This window comes from Cupriavidus sp. FW305-3-2-15-C-LB2, from assembly GCF_058787575.1.
The window spans coordinates 75,471-90,258 of sequence record NZ_JBYSZW010000012.1 but is presented as its reverse complement, the minus strand read 5'-3'; the positions used below and the strand labels follow the sequence as shown (position 1 = coordinate 90,258).

Genomic DNA, 14,788 nt, shown 5'->3' with positions numbered 1-14,788 from the left:
TGCCTTCGCGGCCGTGAACGCCAGTTGACTACCGCGTCGGCAAAGCCAGGATGGCAAGACCGTCCGGTTCCTTGCCGGTGGTGAAGGCATGGCGCAGGGCCAGGCCAGGCAGGTCAAGCTGGCCGACGGTGTGGTCGTTGAGCGCGATATAGGCGCGGCTCGGGTCAGCCGGATGGAAGGCGAGCGCAATCGGCCTGGCGCCGGTGTCGACCCGGCCGGTTTCGGCGAGCGTGTCGGGGTCGAAAACGCGGATGCTGCGCTCGCCGTAGTTGAGCACGAACAGGCGGTCGTCCGGCGACCAGTAGATGCGGGTGGGATCCTCGCCGGTCGGCACCGTGCGCACCGCTTCCATCGTGCGCGCGTCCAGCCGGGTCAGACTGTGATCGTCGCGGCTGGCGACGTAGAGCGCCGCTTCGTCGCGGCTCAGGCAGCAGCCCTCGGGGCGCCTGCCGGCGTACGCCGCGCGCGGAGCGCGGGTGGCATCGTAGGGGTGGACCAGTGTCACGGTATGCGACAGCAGGTTGGTCACGTAGGCACGCTCGCCATCGGCCGACAACACGAACAGATGGCTTTTCACCCCGCCCGCGGGCACGGCGCGGTCAGGCACGGGGTGCTCCAGCGGCGCCTCGAACACCACCAGCATATTGTCGCGCTCGCTCAGCGCGTAGACGCGTCCTTGCCGGTCGATCTGCAGGCCATGGATACGGTGATAGGGCGAGCAATCGAGCCGTGCCCCCACTGCGCCGCGCATCAGGTCGACCGCGATCACCGCGGCGCCGCCGTCGCCGGCGTGCGCGAAGGTCTGCACGCCATAGTGGCCGACGTAGCCGCACAGGCGCTCGCGGTCCACCACGAATTCATGCGGATAGTCAGGCAACTGCACACTGAAGCGGCGCTCGCCGCCATCCAGTTCGTAAGCGCTGAAGCTATGGCCGAATTTCTCCACCAGCACGGCCGTCCATTGGCTTTCCATTCTGTCTCCTTGTGATTCGCACGCCTGTAGGCTCCAGGCTGTTCGGAAGGCGGCACAGGTGCTGCCATGGGCGGAAGTCTGGCGCAGCCAACGATAACTATCTATTGAATATTAGGTATCGAGCTATCTCCATTAGTTATCGCCACGCCAGGCGGAGGCGCCACCATCACCTGCACCGGGGAACCGCCGGGCCGTCATGCGCGGATGGTATGCTTGGTGCTTTCAACTCACACGCAAAGAGCGCGTACCCTGATGGAAATTGCCATACTACTGGCGCTCATTCTGCTTAACGGCCTGTTCGCGATGTCCGAGATCGCGCTGGTCACGGCCCGTAAGGCACGTCTGCAGCGCCAGATCGAGAACGGTGACCGCGGCGCGATTGCCGCGGTCCAGCTGGGCGAGGACCCCACGCGCTTCCTGTCCACGGTGCAGATCGGCATCACGTCGATCGGCGTGCTCAACGGCGTGGTCGGCGAATCCACGCTGGCGCAGCCGCTGGGCCTCTGGCTGCAAGGCTTCGGCTTGTCGCCTAACACCTCCGGCTATGTGGCAACCGCCATCGTGGTGGCCGGCCTGACCTACTTTTCCATCGTGCTGGGCGAACTGGTGCCCAAGCGCCTGGGCCAGATGGCCCCCGAAGCCATCGCGCGGCTGGTGGCGCGCCCGATCGGCTGGCTGGCGGTGGCCTCCACCCCGTTCGTCAAGCTGCTGTCCAGCTCAACGCGGCTGGTGCTGCGGCTGCTCGGCACCAAGGTCGACCGCGGCCCGGGCGTGACCGAGGAAGAAATCCACGCGCTGCTGGTCGAGGGTTCCGAAGCCGGCGTGATCGAACAGCACGAGCACACCATGGTGCGCAACGTGTTCCGGCTGGACGACCGCCAGCTGGCATCGCTGATGGTGCCGCGCGGCGATGTCGTGTACCTGGACGTGGAAGAGACGCTCGATGAAAACCTGCACCGCATCGAAGAATCCGACCACTCGCGCTTTCCGGTCGTGCGCGGCGGCATGCACGACATCATCGGCGTGGTCAGCGCGCGCCAGCTGCTGGCGCGCCGGCTGCGCGGCGAGGAAGCCGACCTGAAGGCCGCGGCGCAGCCGGCGGTGTTCGTGCCCGAGAGCGTGACCGGCATGGAGCTGCTGGAGAATTTCCGCGGCTCCGGCGGCCAGATGGCCTTTGTCATCGACGAATACGGCGAAGTGCTGGGCCTGGTGACGCTGCAGGACCTGATCGAGGCCATCACCGGCGAATTCAAGGCCGACGCCGCCGGCGAGGAATGGGCGGTGCAGCGCGACGACGGCTCGTGGCTGCTCGACGGCCTGATCCCGATCCCGGAACTGAAGGACCGCATCGGCCTGCGCCAGGTGCCCGAGGAAGAAAAAGAGCGCTACCACACCCTGTCCGGCATGCTGCTCCTGCTGCTGGGCCGCCTGCCGCAGATCGCCGACAGCGTGCAATGGGGCGACTGGCGCTTCGAGATCGTCGACATGGACGGCAAACGCATTGACAAAGTGCTGGCCGCGCGCCTGCCCCCGCAGGAAGGACCTGAGGAAGAGACCACCGGCTGATCAGGCCAGCCCATCCGCCGCTGCCGGATTCCGGCGGTGGCGTCAATCCAGGATCACGGCCAATTCCGGCCATATTGATCCATATCAAGTTGCAGGTTGCGACCAAGTCACCTTGGCGCAATTTGCAATGTTCCGCACCTTCCCCTTCGCTTATGATCGGCCTGTGCGGCCCGCATGCGGCCGTGGCAGGCGTGGATTACCAAGGCCTGACGACAAGCGCCGGCGGCCGTCCCAGCGGCAAGCCGAACGACCAAATCTGATACCGGGGAGACGCGGGCAGCGCACGGCCTTCAACAGGCTGCCCGCAAGACCATCCATGCATCCTGATGCCGATGACAACGCCGCGGGCGCGCCTGGCGCGATGCAGCCGTCCGCCCTGGTGTCCGCGCTAGCGGCACGCCGCTCCGGCACCGGGCAGCCAGCGACGATCCTTTCTATCCGCCTGGACCGGTTTGCCAGCGCCTGCGAAACCCTGGGGCCACGGCGCGCGGCCAGGCTGCAGGCCATCGTGCAGGCACGCATCGCCTGCCTGCTGCCGCCCGGCGCCATCATGCACTGGATGGCGCCGGCAGACCTGGTGGTCATTACCGCGCTGCCGGACGGTGAGCCCGACCCCGGCCCGGTGGCCAGCCGGCTGGCCGACGACCTGTCCCGGCCGTTCGCGCTGGAGGGCTTCGAGCTGTTTATTTCGTGCAGCATCGGCGTGGCCACCGACCATCCGGATATCCCGGCGGAACGCAGCCTGCAGCAGGCCCTGGACGCCATGCTGCGGGTCGATCGACGGGGAGGCGACGGCCTGGCGCGCGCCGACAAGCCCGCCGCGCCACCGACGGCGCCCCTGCTGGCCGCCCTGCCCGACGCACTGGAGCGCGGCGAACTGAGCCTGCAGCTGCAGCCGCGCGCCGACTTCGCCAGCGCCGTGGTCAGCGGCTACACCGTGCGGCTGCGCTGGCACCATCCGGCGCTCGGGCGGGTGGCGCCGCAGGATTTCCTGCCGGCGGTGGAGTCGCTGGGGCTGGTCGGCAGGATTGGCAGCTGGCTGCTGGAAAGCGTGCTGCCGCTGGTACGCGCCGCCGAAAACGTGGCCCCGCTGCAATTCACCCTGCTGGCCTCCAGCGCCCAGCTGCACCGCCCGCAGATGGTGGAGGCACTGGCCCAGGCCATCGACGCAGGCGGCATCGCACCGGACCGCCTGTGCATCGAAGTGTCGGCCAGCGCGGTGCCGGCCGACGCCGACATCATTGCCCGCTTTGCCGCCCTGCGCCGGCGCGGACTGCAACTGACGCTGGGCGATTTCGACGACAGCCCGGGCTGCCGCCAGTTGCTGGCGGCGCTGCACCCGGACCGCGTCACGCTGGACGCGCGCCGGCTGGGCCATGCCCCCCGGCCCGGTGATTCCGCCAACCGTGCCGACAGCCTGCGCGCCGCCTGCCGGCTGGCCCGGGGCGCCGGCGTGTCGGTCTGCGCCAAGGGGATCGAGACCCGCCAGCAGCTCGAGGCGGTGCGTGCCTGGGGCTGCCACAGCGTGCAGGGCTACCTGCTGGCGCAGCCATTCCCTGCGACCTGGCTGCTCCAGACCCATGCGGCAATCCAGCAGCGCGCCCGGGAACTGCTGGCGCCCCACGCCTGAGAAGCGGCTGGCGTTGCGCCCGTTGCACGATTTACAAATTGGCACATACCAGATGTCAAACCCGCTCACAGCAGCGGTAAAATCGGCGCAAATCCCTCAATCCCTGAATCTCTCGATTCTTGAAATCCTCGAAAGGAGCCCGGCGTGAAGAAAGGTTGGATCTGGTGCGTTTTGTTTGCCACACTGTTGGCTGGATGCAACACGATGGCGGGGCTCGGCCAGGATATTCAGCGCGGTGGCCAGAAGCTCGAAAGCTCGGCGGACCGTCACAAGTAAGCCGCCAGCCCCCCCAAGTCTGATGCGGCCCGGACCGCGTCGATATGAAAACGGCACGCCGCATGGCGTGCCGTTTCTCTTTGCGCTGCCGCTGCTCAGCGCTTGTTGCGCAACGCCCTGGCCTGCTCGGCCAGCGTGCGGATGCGGCCCCAGTCGCCACTGGCAACCGCGTCCTTGGGCACCACCCACGAACCGCCCACGCACACCACGTTCGGCAGCGCCAGGTAGGTCGGCGCCAGCGCGGCGTCGATGCCGCCGGTCGGGCAGAAGCGCAGCTGCGGCAGCGGGCCGCCCAGCGACTTCAGCATCGGCACGCCGCCCGCTGCCTGCGCCGGGAAGAACTTGAGGAAGGTGAAGCCGGCTTCCAGCGCCGCCATCGCCTCACTGGCGGTGGCCACGCCCGGCAGCAGCGAGATGCCCGCGCCCTGCGCGCCCTCGGCCAGCGCCGGGGTCAGGCCGGGCGAGACGGCAAACTGCGCGCCCGCATCGCGCACGGCGTGCAGCTGCTCGACGTTCAGCACCGTGCCGGCTCCGACGCAGGCCTGCGGCAAGGCTGCCGCCACCGCCTTGATCGCCTCCAGTGCCACCGGCGTACGCAGCGTGATCTCAAGCAGCGGCAAGCCGCCGGTGACCAGTGCCTCGCTGACGTGCAGGGCCTCGTCGACCGAGTGGAATTCCAGCACCGGGATCACCGGCACGTCGGCAAGGCGTTGAAGCAGCGGGGAAGTCTGGTTTTGCATGGCTGTCTCGGAGTAGGGAGTGCAGAAGCAGGGTTTCAGGGAAACAGGAGTTCAGGCCAACCGGGTCATGCGATCACCGACACCGACTGCGCCAGCCGGCCCAGCACGGTCTGGGCGTCGGGGATCGGCGCCACCGCGCCATAACCGGTGGTCGACAGCGCGGCAGCCACGTTGGCATAACGCGCCGCCTCGAACGGGTCGGCACCCGCGGCCAGGCGCGCAACAAAGCTGCCGCCGAAGCAGTCGCCCGCCCCGGTGGCATCGACCGGCTTGACCGGATAAGGCGGCACCAGCGCGCGCGACTCTGGTGTGGCCACATAGGAGCCCTCTTCGCCCAGCTTCAGCGCGACCAGGCCGATGCCGCAGCCCAGCAGGTAGTCGACGATGGCGTCGCGGTCGTCCAACCCGGTCAGCACGGTGATGTCATCCCAGCTGGGCAGGCACACGTCGGTCAGCATCAGGGCCTCGCGCATGATGCCGCGCGCGCGCGCCAGCGACCACAGCCGCAGCCGCAGGTTGGTGTCCAGCGTGACCTTGGTGCCGGCCTTGCGCGCATGCTCCATCGCGTCCAGCCCGGCATCGCAGGCGCTGGTGCTGATGGCCAGGCTGATGCCCGACAGGTGCAGGTAGCGCGCCGCGGTGATCGCGCCCAGCGGCAGATGCTCGTGCTGGTAGCGGCTGGCAGCAGAGCCTTCGCGCAGGTAATCGAAGCGGTGGCCGTGGTTGTCGTGCGAGACAAAGTAGACCCCGGTAGGCGCGCTCGGGTCGACGCGCACGTGGCGGGTATCGACCCGCTCCTGCGTCCATAGCGCGCGCAGGCGCTCGCCGAAGGTGTCGGCACCGACCGCGCAGATATAGCCGGTGCTGGCGCCCTGGCGCGCAGCGGCAATGCAGAAGTTGGAAGTGTCGCCGCCAAAGCCTTGCAGGTAGCGCGACGGATCGTCGGGCTGTTGGTTGAACTCCACCAGCGGTTCGCCGTAGGCCAGGATATCGATGCTCATGGGGCTGCCTGCCTCAGAAGAAGGTTTGCACGATGTCGATCACGCGCATGTCGCGGTCCAGCACCGGGATATGGCGCCACTTGTCGAAAGTCAGGCACGGGTGCGAGATATCGAAGGCGATCATGTCGCCGACCTGAACGTCGTCGCCAGGCTTGACCTGCAGGTAGGCGTGCTGGTCCATCATGCCGGTGACTTCCCAATGCGCGGGGACGTCCACCGGCGCCTCGGTGCCAGGCCGGTACAGCCGTGCCGGGATCGGCATGCCGGCGTCGAAGGCCGCATCGCGCTTGCCCATGCCGATGATGACGCGGTCCGGCTCGGGGATCGACTGCACATAGGCCCACAGCTGCAGCGCCGGCAGCAGGCCCTCGCGCATCTTCTGCGCGACCGGGTTGCTGGCCAGGATGCGCTGCTGCGCGGCGCGGTAGATGCCCACGTCATGCGTCAGGTAGCAGCCCGGGCGCAGCACGATGTCGATCGGCGCGCCGATCTCGGTGCGCGCGAATTCCTCGGCCACCACGTCGTACCAGGCCGAACCCGCGCCCGACATCACCACCGGGCTGCGGCCGAAGCGGCCTTCCTGTGCCAGCTGCCGCGTTACCGCCACGGTGCGCTGCAGGAACTTGCGGATATCGGCTTCTTCCTTGAGCACGCCTTCATAGATCTCGACGCCGGCCAGCGACAGCGCCTGCGGCCAGCGCGCCAGCGCGTCCAGCACGGCCTGCTGCTGCGCGTCGTCGCGTACGCCGGTGCGCCCGCCTTCCACGCCCAGTTCCAGCAGCACCTGCAGCTTCTGGCCGCGCTCCTGGAAGAACTTGCCGAGCTGGTCGACCAGCGCGGCCGAGTCCACCAGCGCGAAGAATTCGAAATCCGGATCGCGCAGCAGGTCAGCGATGATTTCCATATTGCGCCGGCCCACCAGCTGGTTGGCCATCAGCACGCGCTTGACGCCGTGCGCATGCGCGGCAGCGGTCTGGTGCGCGGTGGCCAGCGTGATGCCCCACGCGCCGGCGCCAAGCTGGCGCGCAAACAGCTTGGGCGCCATGGTGGTCTTGCCATGCGGCGCAAGCTGCACGCCGTATTCGTTCATGAAGCGGCGCATCCATTCCAGGTTATGCGCAAGCCGGTCTTCATAGAGCACCGCGGCCGGCAGGCTCAGCTCTTCCCGCAACAGGTTCCAGCCGGTCTGGCCGGCCGCATCCGGGGCGATGGGGGTCTCCATCCGTCCCAGCGCCTTGTTGAGCGGATCGATCACGCCAGCCTGATACTTTATTTCACGCATGCTTGTCATCACCCTGAAAAAATCTGATTGACGTAATGATAGCCCTGAAAATAAGATATTTCATCCTTGTTATAAAGTAACACGCAGATGCCCGGAAGGGCTAGCCGGGACCACGCGACTGGCATCCGCCACGTGCGCCAATCACTGTTATAGCCCCTGCCTGCAAGCACCGCAGTTTTCGTCACATTTCGATCCGACCCGTCTTCCGACCAGACCTGCCGCCCATGACTGCGCCCTTCGACATCCTGACCCGCATCGCCGAGCGCGGCCCCGCGCTGCGCCTGGCCGAGCAGAAGGTGGCGCAGGTGGTACTGGAAGACCTGGCCGGCGCGGCCGCCGCCAGCATCAATGAGCTGGCGCGCAAGGCCGGCGTCAGCGAGGCCAGCGTGACGCGCTTTGCCAAGGCCATCGGCTGCCGCGACGTGCGCGACCTGAAGCTGCGCCTGGCGCAGGCCACCGCGGTGGGTGCGCGCTTCCTGCAGCCCGGCAGCGTTCCCGCCGGTGAAGCCACCCCGGCCACACTCGCTGACAGCATCCACGCCGACATCCTCACCGCGCTCGAAGTCAACCGCGGCATGATGGATGCGCAGCGCATCGAACAGGCCGCGCGCCTGTTGCTCGGCGCACGCATGGTCTACGCTTTTGGCATGGGCGGCGGCTCGTCGTTCATGGCCGACGAGGCCCGCCATCGCCTGGCGCGCCTGGGCCAGCCGGTGGCGAGCTACCAGGACGCGCTGCTACAGAAGATGGTGGCGGCCACGCTGGGCCGCGACGACGTGGTGCTGGCCTTCTCGGCCAGCGGCCGCGTGCCGGAGATGCTGGCCAGCTGCGATATCGCGCGCGAGTACGGTGCCCGCCTGGTGGCCGTGACCGCGCTGGGCTCGCCACTGGCCGCGCGCGCCGACGTGCTGCTGCCGGTGCGCACGCTGGAGACGGATTTCATTTTCAAACCGTCGGCATCGCGCTACGCCATGCTGATGGTGCTGGACGTGCTCGCCACGCAATGCGCGCTGTTGCAGCCGGACCAGAGCAAAGAGCGCCTGCGCCGGCTCAAGTACGTGCTGGACAGCCACCGCGGCGAAAGCGGCCCCGCCCGGGGCCCTGACAGCCGCCAGCCGCTCGGAGACTGACCATGCCACACCTGTTCGATACCCTGATCCGCTGCGTCACCCTGATCGACGGCTCCGGCGCCGCCGCACGCCTGGCCGACGTGGCCCTGCGCGACGGCCGCATCGCCCGCATCGATGAAGCCGGCGCGATCGATCCCGACGCCGCCTCGCATGTAGTCGAAGGCGACGGCCTGGTCCTTGCACCGGGCTTTGTCGACGTGCATACGCACGACGATACCAACGTGGTGCGCCAGCCCGAGATGACGCCCAAGCTGTCGCAGGGCGTGACCACGGTGGTGGTCGGCAACTGCGGCATCAGCGCCGCACCGGTGACGCTGGCGGGCGAGCCGCCCGACCCGATGAACCTGCTCGGCCATGCCGACGCCTTCCGCTACCCGGATTTCAAGTCCTACGTCGATGCAGTGGAAGCCGCGCAGCCCGCGGTCAACGTTGCCGCGCTGGTCGGCCATACCGCGCTGCGCAGCAACCATATGGACCGCTTCGACCGCGCCGCCACGCCGGAAGAAATCGCGGCAATGCGCGCGCAGCTGGAAGAAGCGCTGCAGCACGGCGCGCTGGGCCTGTCCACGGGCCTGGCCTACGCCAACGCCTTCAGCGCGCCGACCGATGAGGTGCTGGCGCTGGCCGAACCGCTGGCCAAGGCCGGCGCGCTCTACGCCACCCACCTGCGCAGCGAGTTCGCCGAGATCCTCGACGCCATGGATGAGGCCTTCCGCATCGGCCGCCATGCGCGCGTGCCGGTGGTGATCTCGCACCTGAAATGCGCGGGCGTGGCCAACTGGGGCCGCAGCACCGAGGTGCTGGACGCGCTCGACGGTGCGCAGCGCTGGCAGCCGGTGGGCTGCGACTGCTACCCCTACACCGCCAGCTCCTCCACGCTGGACCTGAAGCAGGTCACCAGCGACTTCGACATCATGGTGACCTGGTCCGAAGGCGCGCCCGAGATGGGCGGCCGCCTGCTGGCCGATATCGCCGCCGAATGGCAGGTAAACCTGCACGAAGCCGCGCGCCGGCTGATGCCCGCGGGCGCGGTCTACCACTGCATGGAAGACGCCGACGTCGACCGCATCCTGAGCCATCCGGCCACGGTGGTCGGGTCGGACGGGCTGCCCAACGACCCGCTGCCGCATCCGCGCCTGTGGGGCGCCTTCCCGCGCGTGCTGGGCCACTACGCCCGCGACCGCGAGCTGTTCCCGCTGACGGTGGCCGTCAACAAGATGACCAGCATGTCCGCCGAGCGCTTCGGGCTGCAGGAGCGCGGCTTCGTGCGTGAAGGCTACTGGGCCGACCTGGTGCTGTTCGACGCCACCACCATCCGAGATGCGGCCAGCTTTACCGATCCCATGCAACCGGCCGAGGGCATTGCCGCGGTCTGGGTCAACGGCGAGCTGTCATGGCAGCAGCGCCAGGCCACCGGCGTGCGCGCCGGCCGGTTCCTGCCGCGAGGCTCGCGGCCTGAGTTCGGCGCCGCCTGACCGGCGCGCTGCCCTCCTTCCTTCCCATATCCAACCCATCCCAGGAGTACCCATGGACATCAAACGATTCGGCGTCGAAGGCGGCACCGGTACCGGCGGCCAGCACATGCCCTTTGCCCGCGCGGTCGCGGCCGACGGCTGGCTCTACGTCTCCGGCCAGGTGCCGATGGTCAGCGGCGAGGTCATCGACGGCGGCATCGTGCCCCAGACCCACCAGGCCATCAAGAACGTGCTGGCCATCCTGGCCGAGGCCGGCTACGGCCCGGAGCACGTGGTGCGCTGCGGCGTCTGGCTGGACGACACGCGCGACTTCGCCTCGTTCAACAAGATCTTCAAGGAATACTTCGGCGCCAACCCGCCCGCGCGCGCCTGCGTGCAGTCGAGCATGGTGGTGGACTGCAAGGTCGAAGTGGACTGCATCGCCTACAAGAAGCCGGCGGCCTGAGCCTGCTGCCTGCGGATTGCGTGCCCTCTCCCGCTACCGCGGGAGAGGGGAAAAACTAAAAACTAACCCCTGCCGCCACAAGCGGCCTTTTTTCCACACAAGGAGACTATATGGGTGCCGTCACCGGAACCACGCTCTTGGTGTATGCGCTGATCGCAGTGATCGCACTGGTGGTGCTGATCGCGCGCTTCAAGCTCAACCCCTTCATTACCCTGGTGGTCGTATCGGTGCTGCTCGGCTTTGCCGTGGGCATGCCGATGGGCGACATCGTCAAGTCCTTTGAAGCCGGTGTCGGCGGCACGCTGGGCCATATCGCGCTGGTGGTCGGCCTTGGCACCATGCTCGGCAAGATGATGGCCGAATCCGGCGGCGCGGAGCGCATCGCGAACACACTGATCGATTTCTTCGGCGCGAAGAACGTGCATTGGGCGATGGCCACCATCGCCTTTATCGTCGGCCTGCCGGTGTTCTTTGAAGTGGGCTTCGTGCTGCTGGTGCCGATCGCCTTCAACGTGGCCAAGCGCACCGGCACGTCGATGGTGCTGGTCGGCATCCCGATGGTGGCCGGCCTGTCCGTGGTGCACGGCCTGATCCCGCCGCACCCGGCCGCGCTGCTGGCGGTGACCGCCTATGGCGCCGACATCGGCAAGACCATCATGTACGCGCTGATCGTTGGCATTCCCACGGCAGCCCTCGCCGGCCCGCTGTTCGCCAAGCTGATGGACCGCTACGTCAAGCTGCCCGAGGTCAACCCGCTGGCGGACCAGTTCACCGAAGAGGATGAGCGCGTCAAGGCATCGCACGAGTTGCCGGGCTTCGGCATCACGGTGTTCACCATCCTGCTGCCCGTGATCCTGATGCTGATCGGCAGCTGGGCCGACCTGTTCACCACGCCCAAGACCTTTGCCAACGACTTCCTGAAGCTGATCGGCAACTCGGTGATGGCGCTGCTGATCGCCGCGCTGGTGAGCTTCTACACCTTCGGCAAGGCGCGCGGCTTCAACCGCGAGACCATCCTCAAGTTCACCAACGAGTGCGTGGCGCCCACCGCCATCATCACGCTGGTGGTCGGCGCCGGCGGCGGCTTTGGCCGCATCCTGCGCGACTCCGGCATCTCCAACGCCATCGTCGACGTCGCCACCGGCGCCAACGTGTCGGTGCTGGTGCTGGGCTGGCTGGTGGCGGTGATGATCCGCATCGCCACGGGCTCGGCCACGGTGGCCATGACCACCGCCGCGGGCATCGTCGCACCGATCGCCGCCAGCGTGCCGGGCACCCGCCCGGAACTGCTGGTGCTGACCACCGGCGCCGGCTCGCTGATCCTGTCGCACGTGAACGACGGCGGCTTCTGGCTGGTCAAGGAATACTTCAACATGACCGTGACCCAGACCTTCCAGACCTGGTCGGTCTGCGAAACCATCATCTCCGTGGTGGCACTGCTGCTGACGCTGGGCCTGGCCACGCTGATCTGAGCGTTACCTCCCGCGCCCCCGCCCCGGGGGCGCGCCGGGCGGCCCCGGCAGGCCCCGGTATCCACCGGGATTGGCTTGCCTGCGCGGGCCATCCCAGCTTCATGGCCGTGACTGCCTTCGACGGCATGGGCGCGGTTTACGAAAGCCGCACGTGCATTTTCAAGAGTCGGCGATTTCCGGATCCGCTGCATGGATTCAAACTTCGCCCGCCCCTGGAAATGCGACATCTCTCATCGATTCCCCTGCACCGACAGCAAATACTGGTGGCGTCATCGGATCACCGATGATCGGGTGTGGAAAGCCCGGATGCCTGACGAGGACAGGCGTTGCGCTTGCAGCATGCAACGCCTGTGTGCTCGCATGGTTCCATGGCGGGCCAAGCGAGGCAGCCGCAAGGCTGGCCGGTTCCACCTCGTCAGACCGGTCTTTCCACCCTCGTTGACTGGCCCGCCGCCCTCACGTGGAAAGGAGTGGCGCGCACTCACCAGTGAGGAATCAATGACGACGATCGATAAGATGACTAACGAATGCTTGCAGCAGGTCCGCGCTGGTATCGACGGAGTTCTCGTACTTCTGGATCACGAAAGCGAACGCTCGGAGGGCTGCTTCAGCGCGCTTTGCCTGCTTGGCATGGTGAAGGCGCAGCTTGATGGACTGCTGGCCGAACGGGAGCGGATGATGTAGCGGCGCGTTGGTGTGACGGGGCAGTCACCGTCACACCATCCTGCGGGCAACCTTGCCTAGATGCTTTTTTTGATGCACCATAACATCAAATTTGAGGCAAGGAGCATGCTATGCGCACGACCGTCACTATCGATGACGCCCTTTATGAACAAGCACTAGAGATAGCCGACCCTGGCATGGACAAATCTGATCTTTTTCGTGAGGCAATCAAGACTTTCGTGCGGGTGCAAGCAGCCAAGCGCCTCGCGGCGCTGGGTGGCACCGCGCCCGACATGGAAGATGTGCCACGTAGCCGCATGGAACCCGAATCGAAATGAGCGTGCTCGTCGACACCTCTGTGTGGGTGGATCATTTCAAGAACCGCAATGACGCACTGGTCAGTTTGCTCGTGTCGGATCAAGCACTGACCCACCCCATGGTCCTGGTTGAACTAGCCTGCGGCACGCCCCCGGCACCGCGTGCGCGGACACTCGGTGACATCGGGCTGTTGCAGCCCGCAAGGCAGGCCAGCCTGGCAGAGGTAATGGCGTTCATCGAGCACGAGAAATTGCATGGACTCGGTTGCGGCCTGGTGGATGTCTCATTGCTGGCTTCCACTTTGATCACGCCAGGCGCACGGCTATGGACACTGGATCAGCGTCTCAACGACTTGTCAGTGCGTTTTCGTGTGGCGCATCGACCCAAGCTTCACTTTCACTAGCAGGCTGCTGAAGTACGCCCCGCTACAACCGGATGCTTGCCAACTGTTGGTGTGCCGATGATTCTGCACTGTCACGCCTCGTCCTGCGGGAATCAGTACCGATACACCACCTGCAACCCAGCCGTCACCGCGGCCGTATGGAACGCTGCGGGCTTATAGACCGGCATACCGACGAACACGTCATACGAGACTGAGCCCAGCCGCGAGCCCAGCCCTCCGCGTAGTCCAATCACCGCCCCGGTCAGTTGGGTGCCGGCCAGCGCAGTGGTAATCGGCCCGAAGACCCTTCCATAATCGAGTCCTGCAGACAGCGCCTGCCCGGCTGCCGCCCAGAGGCGCATGTAGCTCATTGCGCCAATAGAAGCCGCGCTCGCTGGCCAGCAGGTTCTCTCCATCGAAGCCACGCACCGTGTAGCGGCTGCCGATGGTGAGCGCATCAATGTAGTAGAGCCGGTCGTTGGTGAACTGGCCGTGGAAAGTGGTGACATACCGCAGCGGCAGCTCGCCCAGCGAACGGTACCGACAGGTTGGCGTCCGCCACGAGCATCCGATAGCGCCAGGTGGGGCCGCCACTGTCGGCCAACACATCGTCCTGCGCGCCGAATCCGCCGATGCCCTGGCGATAGGCCAGCGTGCCGTCGAACTGCGCCGCGCCGAAGTAGTGGCGATCCGTGATGCCCGCCTCGAGCACCGTATTGTTGCGGCGCTGCTGCGCGATCTCGGTGTCCTCGATGAAGCTCTTGCCAAAGCGCCGGGTCAGGCGAAACTGCATGCCGAACACATCGTTCTGGCTGCGGTTGAGCACGCGGTGCAGCTTCAGGTCCGCTGTCTCCGACTTGCCGCTGGAGATGAAGGTCTGATTGACACCGGCGATCTGCTGGAAATAGTTGTTCGAATAGGCCGACAGCGTCGCCGTCCAGTACCCCCAAGGCACCGAGTAATAGCCATTCCAGCCACGCGTGCCGTGTTCCTTGTTGGCGAAGCCCAGATCCTGGTTGTAGCCGACGTTGAAAAGGTCGTTCAGGCCGAGCGGATTGTCCAGACTCACGCTCAGTTTGCCCTGCCACTTGCCGGTCGAGCGCGTGCCGGAATTGTCCACCGAGGCCACCACCGTCCAGGGCTTGCCGCGTTTGACGGCGATCACCACGTCGCTCACGCCCGGCGCCTTCGTCGGCACGATCTGCATGTCCACATCCTGGCTCGGCACACGCTTCATTTGCTCCAGGCCTTGCTCAAGGTCGCGCAGGTTCAGCAAGTCGCCTGGGCGTGCGGGGAAAGCCGATTTCCGGGTGCCCCACAGGTCGGGCTCGGCGAAGCGCAGTTCGCCTATGACGCCGGGGAGCAGTGCCAGCTTCAGCGTGCCGGAACTCAAGTCCTGCTCGGGTACCAGCACGCGGGTGGTGACGTAGCCCTT

The 14,788-nt window shown here is 66.7% G+C and carries 14 protein-coding genes and 1 pseudogene; 10 read left to right on the top strand and 5 right to left on the bottom strand.

Going from position 1 to position 14,788, the window contains the following annotated elements; translation table 11 throughout:
- Positions 1 to 28: 28 nt before the first annotated feature.
- Positions 29 to 973: a YncE family protein gene (locus tag AC3WRR_RS11645; RefSeq protein ID WP_010814148.1), complete on the bottom strand. Its 945-nt coding sequence runs from the start codon at positions 971 to 973 to the stop codon at positions 29 to 31.
- A gap of 252 nt (positions 974 to 1,225) precedes the next feature.
- Between AC3WRR_RS11645 and AC3WRR_RS11640 the strand changes: the two genes are divergently transcribed.
- The 3 genes from AC3WRR_RS11640 (at position 1,226) to AC3WRR_RS11630 (ending at position 4,445) form a co-directional block, all read left to right on the top strand.
- Positions 1,226 to 2,539, top strand: a complete 1,314-nt coding sequence (locus AC3WRR_RS11640) for a hemolysin family protein (RefSeq protein ID WP_010814147.1) — start codon at positions 1,226 to 1,228, stop codon at positions 2,537 to 2,539.
- Positions 2,540 to 2,855: 316 nt separating this feature from the next.
- Positions 2,856 to 4,169: a GGDEF domain-containing protein gene (locus AC3WRR_RS11635; RefSeq protein ID WP_010814146.1), complete on the top strand. Its 1,314-nt coding sequence runs from the start codon at positions 2,856 to 2,858 to the stop codon at positions 4,167 to 4,169.
- Positions 4,170 to 4,313: 144 nt separating this feature from the next.
- Entirely contained in the window at positions 4,314 to 4,445 is a 132-nt protein-coding gene (locus AC3WRR_RS11630; RefSeq protein ID WP_010814145.1) for an entericidin A/B family lipoprotein, read from the top strand.
- Between the two features lie 95 nt (positions 4,446 to 4,540).
- Here the strand turns inward: AC3WRR_RS11630 and AC3WRR_RS11625 are convergent, their stop codons facing one another.
- The 3 genes from AC3WRR_RS11625 to AC3WRR_RS11615 form a co-directional block, all read right to left on the bottom strand.
- Positions 4,541 to 5,185, bottom strand: coding sequence for a bifunctional 4-hydroxy-2-oxoglutarate aldolase/2-dehydro-3-deoxy-phosphogluconate aldolase (locus AC3WRR_RS11625; RefSeq protein ID WP_010814144.1), 645 nt, complete (start codon positions 5,183 to 5,185; stop codon positions 4,541 to 4,543).
- 65 nt (positions 5,186 to 5,250) lie between these two features.
- The gene (locus AC3WRR_RS11620) at positions 5,251 to 6,186 is read right to left on the bottom strand and encodes a sugar kinase (RefSeq protein ID WP_439672686.1); all 936 of its coding nucleotides are present in this window, start codon (positions 6,184 to 6,186) and stop codon (positions 5,251 to 5,253) included.
- Positions 6,187 to 6,199: 13 nt separating this feature from the next.
- Positions 6,200 to 7,468 carry an amino acid deaminase gene (locus AC3WRR_RS11615; RefSeq protein WP_058697078.1) on the bottom strand — a complete coding sequence of 423 codons (1,269 nt, stop codon included), beginning with the start codon at positions 7,466 to 7,468 and terminating at the stop codon, positions 6,200 to 6,202.
- Between the two features lie 224 nt (positions 7,469 to 7,692).
- Between AC3WRR_RS11615 and AC3WRR_RS11610 the strand changes: the two genes are divergently transcribed.
- The 7 genes from AC3WRR_RS11610 to AC3WRR_RS11580 all read left to right on the top strand — a co-directional run bounded on the left by AC3WRR_RS11610 (position 7,693) and on the right by AC3WRR_RS11580 (position 13,374).
- A complete protein-coding gene (locus AC3WRR_RS11610) occupies positions 7,693 to 8,598 on the top strand; it encodes a MurR/RpiR family transcriptional regulator (RefSeq protein WP_010814141.1) in 906 nt (301 codons plus the stop codon).
- Positions 8,599 to 8,600: 2 nt separating this feature from the next.
- Positions 8,601 to 10,073: an N-acyl-D-amino-acid deacylase family protein gene (locus AC3WRR_RS11605; RefSeq protein WP_492297048.1), complete on the top strand. Its 1,473-nt coding sequence runs from the start codon at positions 8,601 to 8,603 to the stop codon at positions 10,071 to 10,073.
- Positions 10,074 to 10,125: 52 nt separating this feature from the next.
- The gene (locus AC3WRR_RS11600; RefSeq protein WP_010814139.1) at positions 10,126 to 10,518 is read left to right on the top strand and encodes a RidA family protein; all 393 of its coding nucleotides are present in this window, start codon (positions 10,126 to 10,128) and stop codon (positions 10,516 to 10,518) included.
- A gap of 110 nt (positions 10,519 to 10,628) precedes the next feature.
- A complete protein-coding gene (locus AC3WRR_RS11595) occupies positions 10,629 to 11,990 on the top strand; it encodes a GntP family permease (protein WP_010814138.1) in 1,362 nt (453 codons plus the stop codon).
- A 498-nt stretch (positions 11,991 to 12,488) separates the two neighbouring features.
- A complete protein-coding gene (locus AC3WRR_RS11590; protein WP_058697077.1) occupies positions 12,489 to 12,674 on the top strand; it encodes a DUF1484 family protein in 186 nt (61 codons plus the stop codon).
- A gap of 110 nt (positions 12,675 to 12,784) precedes the next feature.
- Entirely contained in the window at positions 12,785 to 12,991 is a 207-nt protein-coding gene (locus tag AC3WRR_RS11585) for a type II toxin-antitoxin system VapB family antitoxin (RefSeq protein ID WP_010814136.1), read from the top strand.
- Complete coding sequence (locus tag AC3WRR_RS11580) at positions 12,988 to 13,374, top strand: type II toxin-antitoxin system VapC family toxin (protein WP_492297045.1); 387 nt, start codon at positions 12,988 to 12,990, stop codon at positions 13,372 to 13,374. The genes AC3WRR_RS11585 and AC3WRR_RS11580 overlap by 4 nt, the downstream gene beginning before the upstream one ends.
- A 92-nt stretch (positions 13,375 to 13,466) precedes the next feature.
- Here the strand turns inward: AC3WRR_RS11580 and AC3WRR_RS11575 are convergent.
- Positions 13,467 to 14,788 (bottom strand): annotated as a pseudogene (locus tag AC3WRR_RS11575) (ShlB/FhaC/HecB family hemolysin secretion/activation protein); the annotation flags it as partial.